Below are 14,239 nucleotides of genomic sequence, written 5' to 3'. Positions count from 1 at the left end.
GGCCACTCCGCCCTGTGGACGTTCACCTCCACCGGCACCGGCATCAACGCACCCGTCAAGGCCTGGGACTCCGGCACCGGCTCCTGGACCTGGGACAACTCCATGCTCGTCGCAGGTGACTTCAACGGCGACGGCAAGTCCGACGTCGGCGCCCTCTACAAGTACGCCGACACCACCGACGGACGCGGCCACTCCGCCCTGTGGACGTTCACCTCCACCGGCACCGGCATCAACGCACCCGTCAAGGCCTGGGACTCCGGCACCGGCTCCTGGACCTGGGACCGGACGAAGGTCGCCTGACCGCGCGTAACGCACCAGTGTCGTGAAGGCGTGGACCTGGGCGGACCGCGAGTCCGCACGGGACGCCACACCGGGTGCCCGGGTCCACGCCTCCACTGAGCTCGTCACCACGGCAACACCGGAAACCGGGCAGCCCGCGCTGCGGGGTGTCCGGCCGCTCCCCCGCGGCCGCACACCCTGTACGCCCTGCTGCCAGGTCCGGCGGTACGACGCCGAACCTCCCGCGCGCCCGCCGGACACAGACAGATGGGATCTCATGGACACCACGTTTTGGAGTAGGCGGCGCCTCTTCAGCGCCATCGGGGTAACCACCGCGGCGACCGCGATACCTTTCCGGTTACCCGCGCGCGCACTTGCGGCCACCGGCACCACCGTCACGGCGGACCTGCCGAGACTCTCCTACCTCCCCGACACCGCCCGCGCGCGGGCCGTCACCGCTTGGAAAATCGGCGGCCGTACCGTCAAGTACGCGGCGGCGCAGGCGTTGACCGGGTCGGGTGCGGACATCGACCGCTTCCTGTCCGAGGGACTGACCCAGGCCACCGCCGACGACAACCGCCTCGCCCTCCTCGGGGCGCTGTCCCTCGCCGGCAAGGGGACGGCCCGCGCAGGTGCCGTCGCACTCGACGGCGGCGACGAGGCAATCACCACCTTCCTGTCCGGCGGCTACAAGGCCGCCGAGCTGGACGACCTGCGCGTCCTCACCCTGGCCATGTCGAACAGCGGTGGCACGCAGGTCAGGAAGGAAGCGCAGAAGGCCCTCACCACGAACACCAGCGACGCCCTCGCGCGGTTCTTGCTGGACACTCAGATCACCGCGCGGCAGGAGGACGAGCGGTTCGAGGTCTTCCGCGTCCTTTCCACCGCTTCCTCCGAGGTGGCGAAGTACGCCCAGCGGGCCCTGGACGAGGGCACGCCCGATGCGATCCATTGGTTCCTGGGCGTCGGCCAGTACATTGCGCGGGCGCGGGACAAGGAGACCGCCACCATCGATCAGCTGGTGGCGATCGTGGAGCGTGAGGGCAAGCGCGCTCAGCTCACCTCCGACCGGGCCGTCGCCGCCTCGGAGAAGGCGCAGGAGGCGGCGGCCAAGGCGAAGGACGCGGCCGAGAAGGCCGCCGCGGAGGCGGCCGCGGCGCGTGACGACGTCGCCAAGTCCGGCGCCGCCGCCCGCAAGGCGGCCTCTGCCGCGCAGGGCGCCGCCGCCGCCGCCCGTACCGCCATCCAGGCGTCCTCCGCCGCGCACAACGCCGCCCGTCGCGCCGCACTGGCCGCGACCGCCGCCGCGTCGGCCGCGGCGAGCGCCGGCAGGTCGGCCTCCGCCGCCTACTCGGCCGCCATGGGCGCGGCTCAGGACGCCTCCAAAGCCAGTGCCGCCCGGTCGGCCGCGCAGGGCGCGCGGAACGCCGCGGCCAAGGCCCGGACCGCGGCAGCGGCCGCCGACGCGGCGGCGACCGCGTCAAGCCAGGCGGCAAATGCCGGTTCCGCCGCCGCCAGTGCCGCACGCAACGCGGCCTCCGCCGCCAACTCCGCCGCCAACGCCGCCCAGAGCGCGGGCGCCGCCCAGTCGGAGGCGGACCGCGCCCGAGCCGCGGCCGACGAGGCCAACGCGCAGGCGGACCGCGCCACCCGGGCCGCCGGCACCGCCCAGTCCCTGGCCGCGACCTCCGCCACGGCGGCTCGTGCGGCGCGGGATGCGGCCAACTCCGCCGCCGCCCACGCCGACAAAGCGGCGAAGGAGGCGGACGCGGCGGCGGACGCCGCCGGACAGGCGGCCGACTTCGCCAACAAGGCCACCGCGTGGGCCGCCGCGTCGGTCACGGCCGCCGAGGCGGCGGCGAAGGCCATCGAGGACGCCCAGGCCGTCGAGCAGGCCGCTCGCGACGCCGAGACGGAGCAGTTGGCGCAGGACACCGCGCAGTCGATCGCCGAGGCCCAGGAGATGGCCAAAGCCGAGGCGGACGACCGAAAGACGGCCCGGTCCGCCGCCACCCAGGCCGATGCCCTGGACAGCGCGACCAAGGACCTCATCGCCCAGGCCGAGACGGCGTACGCCGGCGGTGACACCGCCCTGGCGATCACCTCCGGCCGCAAGGCCGCGATGAACCTGATCTCCACCACCATCGGCACCTGGAGCCGGGACGCGGCCGATTACGCCCTGGCCGGCGCTGACGAGGATGTCCTCGCCTGGGTCTCCGCCGACCGGCGGATCGCCCAGACCCAGGACGACCGCGAGACGATCCTGACCCTGGCGAGCGCGTCCACCGAGGCCGTCGCCACCGCCGCCCAGGCGGCACTTGACGACGACGACCCCAAGGCCGCGGGCGACTTCCTGACCACCGGCATCCTGCAGGCCGCGGCGACGGACAACCGCGTCGGCATCCTCGGCATCCTCGCCGACAACCCCGGCAAGGCCGTCAAGGCGTCGGCGCAGGCGGCGATCGACGAGGGCACGCCCAGCGCGCTGCACGGGTTCTTCACCACCTTCGCCGCCAAGACCATGGAAGACGACCAGGTCGAGGTCCTCTCCATCCTCAACACCGCGGGCCCCTACACCAAGGCGGCCGCTCAAGTGGCCCTGGAGGGGCCGTCGTGGATGCGCCGCGACTTCGTCACCACCGTGCGGCACCGCACCACCCAACTCGATGCCGACTCCGCCGCGCACATCGCCGCCGTCCGCGCCTCCATCGCCCGCGCGGCGAAGATCGCCCAGGATGCGCAGCAGGACGCCTACTTGGCGTCCAAGGCGGCGGCCGAGGCCCGCAAGGCCGCAGCCGAAGCCAAGGCCTGGGCGGACAAGGCACAGGCCTCCGCGGACAAGGCCGCCGACTACGCCCAACAGGCCGACACCAACGCGGACGCCGCCGAGCAGTCGGCGCGTGACGCGCAGGCATCGGCGGATAAGGCGAAGACCGCGGCCGCCTCCGCCCGCGGCTCCGCACGGCGGGCGAACTACTCTGCCAACCAGGCCACTGCCTCCGCCAGCGCCGCCGCGCAGTCTGCGAGCCAGGCCCAGGCGTCGGCGAACGCCGCACGCCAGTCCGCCCAGGACGCGGGCAAGGACGCGAAGGCCGCCGCACAGGCCGCCTCCGACGCCCGCAAGATCGCTGTCGACAAGCGGCAGCAGGAAATCGCCGAGGCCGCGCGGCAGGCCGCGGCCAAGGCGAAGGCGAATCAGCAGAACGGTGTCGACCCGTCCGACACCGACGCCAACGACTCGGTCGACAACCCCGAGGGCTGGGGCAGCAAGGACGACTGGCGGGAGGTCGCGGCGGCGCTGAACACGGTCAGCGCCGTCTCCGGCGGCATCGCCGCGTTCAGCCTGCTCGTCCCGCCGCCCGCCGGTGAGGCGATCTCGGGCGTGGCCGGCACCATCTCGTGGGTGACGGGTATCGGCGCCACCGTCATCACCGGCTTCACCGACGGATGGACGTCCAACGCGTTCATCACCTCCGTCGCCGGTCTGGCGGCCGGTGCCATCACCGGTGGCATCGGCATCGGCAAGATTCAGGTTCCGGGCATGTCCCAGGCCATCAAGTGGGGATCGCAGGGTCTGAAGAGCGGCGCCGTGACCGCCTCGCGCATCGGACACGAACTGGTGGGGCCGGTGACCACCGCCTTCACCAATTCGTGGGACGACGCCGGCGACGCCGCGTCCGACCTCGGACACGCCATCTCCGACGGCTGGAACTCGATCTTCTAGACACCAAAAAGCGGGGCCGGAGCTTTCATGACACAACGTCATGGGGGCTCCGGCCTCGCGGAAAACAGAAGGCTGATCACCAGTGTGACGGGGACGGCGGGAAAATCCTCGAAGTGCGACCAATTCGCTCGCAACGGGCGGATCACGAATCCCTCGGCGGCAGCCGAGCGCGGTCCCGTAGTGACATGAGGAGGGCCGCACGGGCTTTTCCAGTGTGCCCAGCAGGCAGACCTGCGCGGCCTCGTCTGCCGCGCCACACAACGTCACCGTCGTGCTGGGCTCCGGGAAAAACTTCGGCAAGGTCGGCGACTTGGTGCAACCTTCTGTTGGTCAGTCAATTCCATTGCTTTATGGGCCTGTTGAGGTGATCGATACTGGACATCGCTCTGGATCGCATGTTTCGATAACACGGTCGAGCAGCTCCGACAGGGAGCCCACATTCTCCGCGCGACATGGCGAAGTGAACGTGTCCGCGGCGGAAATGTTTCGGCCTGGACATGAGAGGCTCATTTGTTTTCCGGGCACTTTTACGCCCTTTTTGAACCGCGTTCCGGCCGTGCGCCGGAACTGACGACTTTAGGATTTCGATGAAGACACATACCGCTTCCGCAGCGAAGTCGCAGTGGAAGAGATTCCTCGCGCGCACGACCGGCGCCGTGGCCATCGTCGGCGCGCTGGCGTGGTTCGCGCTGCCCGGCGCTGCCCCCACCGCGGCGGGCGTGAAGTCCGGGGCCATCACGTCCGTCGCCGACGAGGGACCGGGCTACGCGATCGAGGATTTCAACTACCCACAGGCCGACAAGATCCTCGCCGAGCAGAACATCGTCCTCAAGCGCGGCGACGGCCACATCACGCTCGCCGACTGCTCCTCCGGCACCGGTCTCCTCCAGGTCTGGGCCCGTGAAAAGTCCATGATCTGTTTCAAGGTCGTCGGCAACTCCGGCTGGCTGACCCTGGAGATCCCCTCGGTCTACGGAATCCGGGGCAACGACTACACGACCGACGTCGACATGACCGTCGACGACGAGGAGAAGACCTTCGCCGTCGCCAAGAACCAGTGGACCGCGGTGGGCGAGAGCGCGGACCCGGACGGCCGCGAGCACATGCTCGTGGAGATCCGGTCCTCCAAGTAACCCGCCATCGGCGCCTCGACTCCGCCCCCGCGGGGCCCGTCGAGCGCGTGAGCCGCACGTCTCCCACAAAGGAAACCAAGGTCATGCGACACCTCAGAGGCCATCGCCTCGCCTCCTTCACCACAGCATTCACCACAGGCCTCGCCGCCGCGCTGCTGGCGCTGAGCGTCACCCCCGCGAACGCCGTCTCCGGCACCGACGCGGCCGATGGCGCGCTCGCGTTCACCGCCCGCCTGGACATCGGCGACGGCCAAAAGGCCTGCTCCGCCGCCCTGGTCGACCCCTACTGGCTGCTCACCGCCACCAGCTGTTTCGCCGACAACCCGGCCGTGAGCCTCGCCATACCCACGGGCGCGCCCAAGCTCAAGACCACCGCGACCATCGGCCGCACCGACCTCACGACCACCGGCGGCGAGACCCGCACTGTCACGGAACTCGTCGCGCACCCGTCGCGGGACGCCGTCTTGGCGCGGCTCAGCCGCCCCGTCACCACCATCACGCCCGTCAGCCTGGCCACCGCCGCGGCCACGCCCGGCGAGGAGCTGACGGTGGCCGGCTATGGCCGCACCGCGACCGAATGGGCCCCGCTGCGCCTGCACAGCGGCACCTTCGCCGTCGACTCGGTCGCCGCGGACACCGTCGCCACCACCGGCAAGGACGGCGCGAGCGTCTGCATGGGCGACACCGGCGGCCCGACCGTGCGCCTGGTGGGCGGCAAGCCCGAACTGGTCGCCGTCAGCAGCAGGTCCTGGCAGGGCGGCTGCTTCGGCATCGACCCGGCCGTGACGCAGACCGGGGCCGTCAGCACCCGCATGGACGACCTGCGCTCCTGGGTCGCCTCCACCGTCGCCGTCCCCGCTGCGGCTTCGGATGGCGCCTGGCGTGCCTACGGCAGCACAAATCCGATCTCCTCCAGCACCAGCAAGTGGAGTTGCGCCCCCAGCAAGACGATCACCACTGGCGTGATCGCACAGGTCTGTGCGATCAGGTCGTCAGCTGGAACCGGGGTCCAGGCGGCAGTAATCGTGCGCAACAACCAATCCGGCCTCTATGGCGCGGAAGCACGTATGGACCTGTACACCGCCTCCGGCACGCGCTTGGGCAATTGGAAGTGCCCGACATCGGGGGTCGGGGCGAACTCCTGGTCGGTTTGCTTCGGAACGACCTTCACCGAGAGCAGCCAGGTGAACTCGTACGGAATGCTCAATGGCGCATACCTCGGTCTGTCAGGGAATGCCTGAACCGGAGCCCATTGTGCCGAGGAGCCGAGGACTTGCCCCGCAAGTGACGGCTGAGGCGGTCAGGGCATGACCGGCCCGGAGCCGGCCGCAACCAAGGTGTAGCGGCAGAAGCCACTTTGGAGGTCGCCTGCGACTCCTGCACCCATGAGAGGCCGGCTTCTGCGACGGGCTGCAACACCAGGAGTGTTGCAGCCCGTCTGTGGTCGGCTCGTCAATGTGCATCTCTGGTCCATTCCAGGCCAGGAAGTGTTCTCTCCGTGCGAGCGGAGGTAAAGCGGTGGGAGCAAATAAGAGGATGTCTCACGTGGTGAGTTTTGCGAGCTTCTTGTAGCAGGTCAGGGCTGCGGCGAGGCCGAGGAAGTGGGAGCCCTTGCGTTCGTATCGGACGGTGAGTCGGCGGTAGCCGAACAGCCAGGAGATCGACCGCTCGATCTTCCAGTGGTGGCGGCCGAGCCGCTCGCTCGACTCGATTCCCGGACGCGCGATCCGCGGGATCAGACCCCGACCGCGGAGCCAGGCCAGGTGGTCGGCGGAGAAGTAGGCTTTGTACATCGGATCGTTCGGTGCTGTGGCGCCATCAAACCGTTCGGACATGGCATCGAGTCTGACAGGCTGGCACACCGTCATCACCGCAGCCTCCACATCGCTCTGCCGTGTTCGTTGACCACAGCGATTCAGCTTCATTGACATCCTCCCCCTCTTGAAAGAGGGGGATTCCAGCCCGTGTGGGTTGGGGTTCACGGGTGTTCGAGCGGCCGGTGGCCGTTGTCACCCCTCCGGCACCGGCTGTCCGCCGGGGGCGAGGAAACCCGCCCTGTCCTGCCGCGACATTGACTGCTGCATTGACATCGGCGTTGCAGGTGAAGCCGCAGGAGGAGCAGACGAACCCGGCTTGGCTCTTGCGCGAGTTCTTGTCGATCCTCCCCCACTGCCTTAAGGGCGTGGGAGGTGCCCCCAGCAGGCACTGCAGCGCAGACTGGTGTAAGGGGCGGGGACGTCCTCGACCCGTCCCGGGGCCTTGTGTCCGGTGCGCTGCCGCAGCAGGCCCCAGCCCTGGGCGAGGACCGCCCGGTTCAGCCCGGCCTTGGCCCGGACGTTCTTGCCGGGCTGTTCGACCGTCCCCTTCGCGGAGGCGGTCATGTTCTTGATGTTCAGTTTCTCAAACCGCACCAGATCATAGCCGCGGGCGAGCATGGTGCTGGTCTTCTCACACCAGTCCTTACGCCGGTCCGCCTCACGCGCCCTGAGCCTGGCCACCTTCGCGTACTCGGCGCTCTTGCGCTCACTGCCCCTGGGGGCGCGGGCGGCCCGGCGCTGGTGCTTGCGGATCCGGGCACGTTCCTTGACGGTCAGCTGCGGGCAGTTCAGCCTCCGCCCGTCGGAGAGGGCGGCGGTGATGGCCACGCCCCGGTCGATGCCGATGACCTCACCCGTGCCGGGCCCATCCACGGGGGCGGGGACGACGGCGAACGCGATGTGCCACCGGCCGTTGCGCAAGGTGACACGGAACGTCTTCGCCTTCGGCAGCCGGGAGCCCCTGCCGTTGCGGCTGAGCCGGAAGCGGACCCAGCCGCAGCCGGGCACCTTCACCCGCGCCCACCTGCGATTGAGCTTCTGCACCACCACCGACCGGCCCATGACCTGCCTGCCCCCGGCGTTCAGCTTCGGTGAGCCGTCCGCCTCGAACTCCGGAACACGGTCGGTGCCGATGACGCGAAAGCCCTCGTGCACGTGTTTCCTGCGCCAGGTCGGCTCACCGAACCCGGACGCGAAGCGGGCGTTCTTCGCCGCGGTGAAGTCCTTCAACGCCTGCTGCTGCACGTCCGCGTTCCCGGCGCCCAGCCAGGCGTTGTCACGCCGGGCCTCGGTGAGCTGACGGCACTGCTCGGCAAAACCCGGAGCCGCCCTACGACCCTTGTGCCAGTGCGTGTGCTGCTCGACGGCGAGGTTCCAGACGTACCGGGCGTGCGCGCAGTGGCCGAGCATCACGCCCGCCTGCTCGCCCGTCGGATACATCCGAAACCGTGCCACGACCGTGAACCTAGCCCGCACGTTCCCCGACCGCCCACACCATCGATCGACATCACCCGTGCGAGTGACCGTTCCCGGCCACCGGCCCACCCGACCACGACCACCGACCGCCAGTCAGCCGGCCACCGTCGGCTCCGAGGTGCCGCACCCGCTCGAGGCCGACCTCACCACCGCCTCTCCCGAGACACCGAACCGCCCTGGCGGCGATTCGACTTCCCCCGCCCCGCGGGAGTGGGCATTCACCCCGGCCCTGAAGGACCGGGCACCCTGCCCGAAAGCAAGGTGGTCGTGCTCATGGGCCGACATCAGCGGAGCTCCACGACCAGGTCCCGCCGTCGAATAGAGTGGTGTGGGCTGGACGCGCACGCCGTACCCTCCCCGGGCCCACGCTCCGGGGAAGGCCTAGGTCCCATGGGCCCGCGAGAACGCCCCCTTACTGTTCGCGCTGTCCACCGCCTCTTCCGCCGACGGGGTGCGTGAGACCCCTTGCCGCTCCCGGGAGACGCCGTGTCGAAAAACAGCCACACCGACATCAAGAACGCCGCGCGAGCGCTCGCAGAAGCCGAAGGCCTCAACTACCCCGAAGCGCGCCGCATCATCGAGCGATGGTCCACCCACCAGGGCCCCACCGAACAAGAGTTGGCGGCGGCGGACGCCTGCGACTACGACCCGCTGTTCTGGTACGCGTGCCAACCGGCCAGCGAGATCCCCGGGCCCCTCATACGCATGTACGACTACCCCGAGCAATCCGACGCCCCGCCCAAGTACTGCTACCCGCACTCCGTTTCCTCAGCCGCCGACCCCGACAAGAAGGCAGTGCTGTCCCTCATGGCCCGGCCGGACGTCTACGACTGGGCGCCCGCACTGACCATCGAGCCCCGGTGGTTCACCCCGCCGCCCGGCGGCCTCCCCGACTTCGGCCACTGGGGCAATAGCTGGGCTCTGCGACTGCACGACCTCGGGTTCCGCTACCGGATCAGCAACCTCGCTACGCCCGGCTGGACTGCGACCGTCACCCGCGGCCCGGAGCCGTCCGCCCCGTCCACGCTGCGCCTGGCCCACGCCGACGGATACGTACTGTTCGACGCGCCCACCTTCCTGACGCCCGAGTGGCTCGCCCGGGTCAACAGCCACCCCGAGGGCGTGCCCGTGGTCTGCGGCCCCGCCGCCGGCCGCCCGGTCCCGCCGGACCTGGACGACACGGAACACGTCGCCGAGCTGCTCGGCACCCTCGATCTCGTTGCGGCCCGCGTGCCCTTCACGGTCACCGGCGCAGCGCCCTGGCTTCTCATGGAGGACGACGCGTCGAGCGAGGTGGACGCCTGATGGGGCACAGATCCGCGTCATGAGTGACGCCGACGACGAGGTGACCGAGCTCCTGGACGTGCTGATGCCCCTATTTCGCGTGCATCCCGCGTTCGAGCAGCCCAAGCACGTCCAGCGGGCGCGTAGTAGCGCCGCCGGACATCTGCTCTCACGTCACCGACTCATCAGTCGTCCCGCCTGACTCATTGGCTACTCGGGCCAGCGGGCCTGCCCGCCGGTTTGCCCAGGGAGTAGAGGGCGGCCAGCGCGAGCGTGGCCGCGAGCGCGAGCATTGCGGTGAGTGTGCTGAAGTACTGCAGCAACAGACCGCTGACGCAGCCGCGGCCATCGCCTCCGCATTCGACGATTCCCGCACCGAATACCTGGAAGCCGGACGCGTGGCCTCGTCACAGCTGCAGCCGATCACCATCGGCGTCAGCGAGACCATCCCGGCCGCGAAGGCTGCCGAGTTCCGTGAGCGGCTCGCCGGCCTCATCCAGGAACTCCACGAGACCGAGCACGACGACGAGGGCATCCAGGTGCGGCTCTTCACCGTCTTTTACGGCTTGGCCGAGGCCGAAGCATGAGGCACCCACCGGCAACTCGCCTTCATCCGCCGGCAGCCCTCTTCCTGGTCCAGTCGGCGCGGGGGCTTTTGCGGGTGAGGCGCCGAGTCATCATGGTGATGAGTGCCCGGTTCAGGTGGGCTTCGGAGTGTTGGGGCAGGCGTTCGTAGTCGCGTGCGTTGCGGCGGGCGTTCATGCACCAGCCGATGGTGCGCTCGACTTTCCAGCGGTGGGGCAGGATGACGAATCCCTCGGTGCTTTTGGGCCGGGAGACGATGCGCAGGGTGAGCCAGAGGCGGTCGCGGGCCCAGTCCACGAGTTCGCCGGCGTAGCCGCGGTCGGCCCAGACCTGGGTGATCTGCGGCTGGGTGAGACGCAGGCGCCAGACCAGGGTCGCACCGGTCGACCTCGGCATACCCGGCGTCGCGCCGCGATCAGCGGCCAGACGAGAATGAGCGGATGTATTGCCTGCAGGCGGTCATCGCCACCGAATCCGTGCTCCGCAAGTTGGCCGACTCCACCACAGAGGCGTGCGTCGTTCCTCTCGGCCAGCACCTCTGGCTCTTGCCGATGTCCGACGGGCTGTTCGATGCCGTCGCAATCGCCGAAGCACCCGAACTCAACGGGTTCTGGAAGGCACCGGCGGGCTTTGATCGCCTGCTGACCGCGTGTTCGGAGACAGGACCGGTGGCCTACGTCGAGGCCGATTACTTCGGCGGGGCGGGGACCCAGACCGCCCAGGTCTGGGATGCGGGCAAGGTGGTCCTTGGCCCATTGCGTCTGGCCGAAGGGGAGCCGTCGCCGACGACCGGCACTCCGATCTCTCAGGCGCTGCGGCGACTCGGGGCCGCCAGGGGCAGCCACGTCGACGAGTTCTCCGCAGTCGGACTCGGCCGCCACCGCGACACAGACGACTGGCTCTCGCCCATGAACCGGTCAATGCCTGACGAGCTCACCACTTGACTGGTGAGGGAAGGAGAGCAAGTGCTACGGACCGACCAGCAGCGCGGCCAATTCGCCTCGGCTGCTCGACTGGTGCAGATCACTGACCTGGCCGTCACCGACTTCGACGACACGCCATACCCCGTCCGAGCGAAGGGCCACGTCGGTTGTGACGAACCGGCATCCTAGGCGCCGCACCACAGGCCCGATGTGATCAAGGTCGGGCACCAGCCCGCGCCCAAACGGGCTATCCGGATGGGGCGTCAGCAGCCTGGGTTCACCATCCAGCCACCACACGCGTACTTCAGCCGCGACGGACTCAAGCCGCGAGAACGTCTCGAAGGCGCGGAGAACGATCCCACCAGCCAGGAACTCCTCCTGCAACTCTACAAAGCGCTGCACGACCCGCGTCAGCTCCACGGCGTCGGCGAGATCGGGAATGAAGCACGCCTGCTCCCACTCGTGCTTGCGCGATTTGACGTAGTCCTTCACGATTCCCGGGCCTGGCAGCAGGGGCTCGGCGAGAGCAGCCAGGTCGTCGGCGGTCGGCATCTCACCGGGCTTCGTGGGGCGCCACACGCTCGTGGGCGTGATGTCGACGAACATTGCATACCAGCCTGGCAGTTCGTGAGCGGTGCGGTACTGCTCCGCTGTCACGAGCAGCTCGGTGCCACGTCGGCTCAGGGCCTCAGCCAACGCGGCGTATCGATTGCTGGGAATCATCCAGCCTCGGTACCAGGCACTTCCCAACCCCGTGGGAACTTGGGCAACTGCCTGCTGCGCGTCGCCCCGCAACAGTGCGTCGTGGTCGATCAGCCCTACTGCCCCGCCACAGGCGCGGACCTCCCGCGCTTCCAGCGCGAAGTGTTCGTCTACGCGTCGAGGGTTCAACGAATCACGGCAGTACAGGACGGGCATCGGCATGACCGACACGCTACGGAACCTCCAGCTCTCGGGCCACGGGTTTCGCGCTGCCAGGCACGGCGTCTTGCACCGTCGCGGCGGCCCGCACCCACTGCGCGTCGATGATCCCCGCAGTGGGCTCGGCCTCGCGGCCCTCGCGCTCACGGACCTTCCTGCGCAGCCGGTCGTGGAACTCGGTGATCAGCCCGTGCTCGCGCCAGCGGCGGAAGAAGGCGTAGACCCGGGCCCATGCAGGAAGGTCCGCGGGCATCGCCCGCCATGAGATCCCGCCCACGACCAGGTAGCGGATCGCGTCCAACAGCTGCCGATGGCAGTAGCCCTCGGGCCGTCCACCCCGCCCCTGGAACCAGGCCGGTACCGGCAGCAATGGCCGGACGGCCGCCCACTCCGCGTCCGTCATGTCCGACGGATACCGGCGCACCCGGTCCGGATGGTCGGCCGCGTTGCCGTACATGTGCGTGAGGCAATCGCACGACACGGCGGGCGAGTTGAAGTCAACGTGCTCGGGCACGTACAACAAAGACAACAGGGCTTCCGGGAACCACTCGGAATGGGATCGCGCCCCCGAGCTACCAGGAGGCCCTGCTTTCACGCGCGGAAACCGCCGCAGTCACCCGCTCGAGACTCCCGTTCGATCGACAGCCTTCGGGATCGGTACGTGCAACAACCACTTACGTGTCGGGATGCTCCGGCAGGGCGAGCCAGTCCGACCAGGAGATCTCGCGGCCGAGGAAGCGCGGCTGCTCGAACGGCCAGTCGGCGGCGATCCACTGCGGCACCAGCGCATCGAGGGCCTGCTCGACCTTGCTGCCCACCAGTTCGTCCACCACCCACCAGGAGATCTCGCCGTCCGCGCCGGCCCTCTCCGGTGGGTCGATGTAGACACAGCCGAGCAGAGTTGTCTCCGCCGCGTCGAACAGCGCGTAGTTGAAGGACTGGTGTGCGGCGATCTCCTTCTCGTGCCGCAACAGGTCGGCCTGGTCGGCCTCGTAGGTCATGGTGGCCGCGGGCCAGCCCCAGGCCGGGCCGAAGATGGTCCACAGCCGCTCGCGCGAGCCCATCACAGCCGGATAGTCGAGCGGGGTGTCCGCCTCCCGGATCGGCCGCAGGTGATGACCACCGCCCGGCAGCGGTACCAGGACGGGGTGGACGAAGTCATCAGGAAGCCAGCTCATGGCGCCCGACCGTAGCAGCGCGCGGCCGTCCGCTCCCCTGGATTTTCCCCGCATACCGCCAGGCCCTGCTCTCATGCTGGGCAGGGCCCGCGATCACCCGATCGAGACTCCCGTTCGATCGACAGACTCCATGATCGGTATGGCAACGGCTTCATGGACCACTCCCCCGCAGTCCGCTCCTACCCAACCATCTGGGGCAGTTCACGGATCACCGCGTCGATGCCCTGGCTCTCCACGATGGCAGTCAGCCGTGGACGCAACCTGCCGAGGAAGGACATACCCTCCACCCCGACATCTCCCATCCTGAGCCCTCTGCCAGCCTGTTCGAACACCCAGAAAGTGATCTCGGTCGCCTCCCCATCGACAAGAGCGCCAGTCATGACCCTGAACTCGCTGCTGTCATCCGGATCCTTATCCGTGATGACCAGGGACGCACTCGTCAGGGGAAGGTCCGCGATGAGCGAGGCGACGTGGTCCGTGAGGGCAGCCAGGGCGGTTTCGCGCTGGCCGTCACTCAGTTCCTCCCAGCTCGGACCCACCGCAACCGGCGCCAACTTGCGCCAGTCCAGCACAGACGAGACGAAGGCGACTCTGTCCGACTTCGCCACTTCCGCAAAGTCGGCGAGGAACGTGCTGATGAATGTCGAGGCGGCTTCTGCGGTGAACACGGAAAGCAACGTAGTCGTTTGATCCTGCCAGCGAAAGATCATCCTGAAGACCTGGGGCCGGTCCCCGCCGGAACCCGGGGCCACCACAAGCCGGAACGACGGCCGCGCGAGCCATGCAGTGGGGCCGGCTCAAGCCGGAGAAACGGGGCCATCGCAGGGGTCTGGCACAACTTCCGTGAGCGGTCACGCGTTGTAGTTGTTGATCTTTTATGGTGGGTGCGGAAGTCGCCTTGAAATCGTTCCTTGTGCGG

13 protein-coding genes and 3 pseudogenes are annotated in these 14,239 nt (G+C 69.0%); 8 read left to right on the top strand and 8 right to left on the bottom strand.

Translation table 11 applies throughout. The features are described from left to right. The 4 genes and pseudogenes from ACH4S8_RS44605 to ACH4S8_RS44590 all read left to right on the top strand — a co-directional run. Positions 1–300: pseudogene (locus ACH4S8_RS44605) on the top strand (esterase); the annotation flags it as partial. A 256-nt stretch (positions 301–556) separates the two neighbouring features. Beyond that, a complete protein-coding gene (locus ACH4S8_RS44600) occupies positions 557–4,003 on the top strand; it encodes an ALF repeat-containing protein (RefSeq protein WP_398405002.1) in 3,447 nt (1,148 codons plus the stop codon). Positions 4,004–4,590: 587 nt separating this feature from the next. Next, positions 4,591–5,136, top strand: coding sequence for a hypothetical protein (locus ACH4S8_RS44595; protein WP_398405000.1), 546 nt, complete (start codon positions 4,591–4,593; stop codon positions 5,134–5,136). 83 nt (positions 5,137–5,219) lie between these two features. Next, entirely contained in the window at positions 5,220–6,377 is a 1,158-nt protein-coding gene (locus ACH4S8_RS44590) for a trypsin-like serine protease (RefSeq protein ID WP_398404998.1), read from the top strand. A 300-nt stretch (positions 6,378–6,677) separates the two neighbouring features. Here the strand turns inward: ACH4S8_RS44590 and ACH4S8_RS44585 are convergent. The 3 genes and pseudogenes from ACH4S8_RS44585 to ACH4S8_RS44575 all read right to left on the bottom strand — a co-directional run. After that, positions 6,678–6,923 (bottom strand): annotated as a pseudogene (locus tag ACH4S8_RS44585) (IS5/IS1182 family transposase); the annotation flags it as partial. 31 nt (positions 6,924–6,954) lie between these two features. Continuing rightward, positions 6,955–7,296, bottom strand: a complete 342-nt coding sequence (locus ACH4S8_RS44580; RefSeq protein ID WP_398405008.1) for a zinc ribbon domain-containing protein — start codon at positions 7,294–7,296, stop codon at positions 6,955–6,957. 14 nt (positions 7,297–7,310) lie between these two features. Further along, positions 7,311–8,408, bottom strand: a complete 1,098-nt coding sequence (locus tag ACH4S8_RS44575; RefSeq protein WP_398404996.1) for an RNA-guided endonuclease InsQ/TnpB family protein — start codon at positions 8,406–8,408, stop codon at positions 7,311–7,313. Between the two features lie 507 nt (positions 8,409–8,915). On the opposite strand from ACH4S8_RS44575, the gene ACH4S8_RS44570 reads away from it, so the two are divergent. The 3 genes from ACH4S8_RS44570 to ACH4S8_RS44560 are packed head-to-tail and all read left to right on the top strand — an operon-like array spanning position 8,916 to position 10,300. Further along, the gene (locus ACH4S8_RS44570; protein ID WP_398404994.1) at positions 8,916–9,734 is read left to right on the top strand and encodes a hypothetical protein; all 819 of its coding nucleotides are present in this window, start codon (positions 8,916–8,918) and stop codon (positions 9,732–9,734) included. Between the two features lie 19 nt (positions 9,735–9,753). Continuing rightward, positions 9,754–9,915 (top strand): hypothetical protein, encoded by a 162-nt coding sequence (locus ACH4S8_RS44565; protein WP_398404992.1) that lies wholly within the window; start codon positions 9,754–9,756, stop codon positions 9,913–9,915. A 4-nt stretch (positions 9,916–9,919) separates the two neighbouring features. Further along, complete coding sequence (locus ACH4S8_RS44560) at positions 9,920–10,300, top strand: hypothetical protein (protein ID WP_398404990.1); 381 nt, start codon at positions 9,920–9,922, stop codon at positions 10,298–10,300. 31 nt (positions 10,301–10,331) lie between these two features. Here ACH4S8_RS44560 and ACH4S8_RS44555 read toward each other — a convergent pair. Next, a pseudogene (locus tag ACH4S8_RS44555) lies at positions 10,332–10,670 on the bottom strand (transposase); the annotation flags it as partial. Between the two features lie 68 nt (positions 10,671–10,738). Here ACH4S8_RS44555 and ACH4S8_RS44550 point away from each other — a divergent pair. Next, positions 10,739–11,242 (top strand): hypothetical protein, encoded by a 504-nt coding sequence (locus ACH4S8_RS44550; RefSeq protein WP_398404988.1) that lies wholly within the window; start codon positions 10,739–10,741, stop codon positions 11,240–11,242. 24 nt (positions 11,243–11,266) lie between these two features. Here the strand turns inward: ACH4S8_RS44550 and ACH4S8_RS44545 are convergent, their stop codons facing one another. From ACH4S8_RS44545 to ACH4S8_RS44530, 4 genes are all read right to left on the bottom strand, one after another. Further along, the gene (locus ACH4S8_RS44545; RefSeq protein ID WP_398404986.1) at positions 11,267–12,145 is read right to left on the bottom strand and encodes an ATP-grasp domain-containing protein; all 879 of its coding nucleotides are present in this window, start codon (positions 12,143–12,145) and stop codon (positions 11,267–11,269) included. 10 nt (positions 12,146–12,155) lie between these two features. Beyond that, positions 12,156–12,656 carry a transposase gene (locus ACH4S8_RS44540; RefSeq protein ID WP_398404984.1) on the bottom strand — a complete coding sequence of 167 codons (501 nt, stop codon included), beginning with the start codon at positions 12,654–12,656 and terminating at the stop codon, positions 12,156–12,158. Between the two features lie 160 nt (positions 12,657–12,816). Beyond that, entirely contained in the window at positions 12,817–13,320 is a 504-nt protein-coding gene (locus tag ACH4S8_RS44535; protein WP_392670702.1) for an N-acetyltransferase, read from the bottom strand. A 179-nt stretch (positions 13,321–13,499) separates the two neighbouring features. After that, complete coding sequence (locus ACH4S8_RS44530) at positions 13,500–13,988, bottom strand: ABC transporter substrate-binding protein (RefSeq protein ID WP_398404981.1); 489 nt, start codon at positions 13,986–13,988, stop codon at positions 13,500–13,502. Between the last annotated feature and the right edge of the window lie 251 nt (positions 13,989–14,239).

Origin of the sequence: Streptomyces sp. NPDC021080, assembly GCF_044333225.1 — a bacterium.
Lineage (GTDB): Bacteria > Actinomycetota > Actinomycetes > Streptomycetales > Streptomycetaceae > Streptomyces.
This window is presented reverse-complemented; position numbering and strand designations above follow the sequence as displayed.

Excerpts from the sequence above, each read along its gene's own strand:
- ACH4S8_RS44595 (WP_398405000.1), top strand. The coding sequence starts at position 4,591 with ATGAAGACACATACCGCTTCCGCAGCGAAGTCGCAGTGGAAGAGATTC.
- ACH4S8_RS44590 (WP_398404998.1), top strand. The coding sequence starts at position 5,220 with ATGCGACACCTCAGAGGCCATCGCCTCGCCTCCTTCACCACAGCATTC.
- ACH4S8_RS44545 (WP_398404986.1), bottom strand. The coding sequence starts at position 12,145 with ATGCCGATGCCCGTCCTGTACTGCCGTGATTCGTTGAACCCTCGACGC.
- ACH4S8_RS44600 (WP_398405002.1), top strand. The coding sequence starts at position 557 with ATGGACACCACGTTTTGGAGTAGGCGGCGCCTCTTCAGCGCCATCGGG.
- ACH4S8_RS44535 (WP_392670702.1), bottom strand. The coding sequence starts at position 13,320 with ATGAGCTGGCTTCCTGATGACTTCGTCCACCCCGTCCTGGTACCGCTG.
- ACH4S8_RS44565 (WP_398404992.1), top strand. The coding sequence starts at position 9,754 with ATGAGTGACGCCGACGACGAGGTGACCGAGCTCCTGGACGTGCTGATG.
- ACH4S8_RS44550 (WP_398404988.1), top strand. The coding sequence starts at position 10,739 with ATGTATTGCCTGCAGGCGGTCATCGCCACCGAATCCGTGCTCCGCAAG.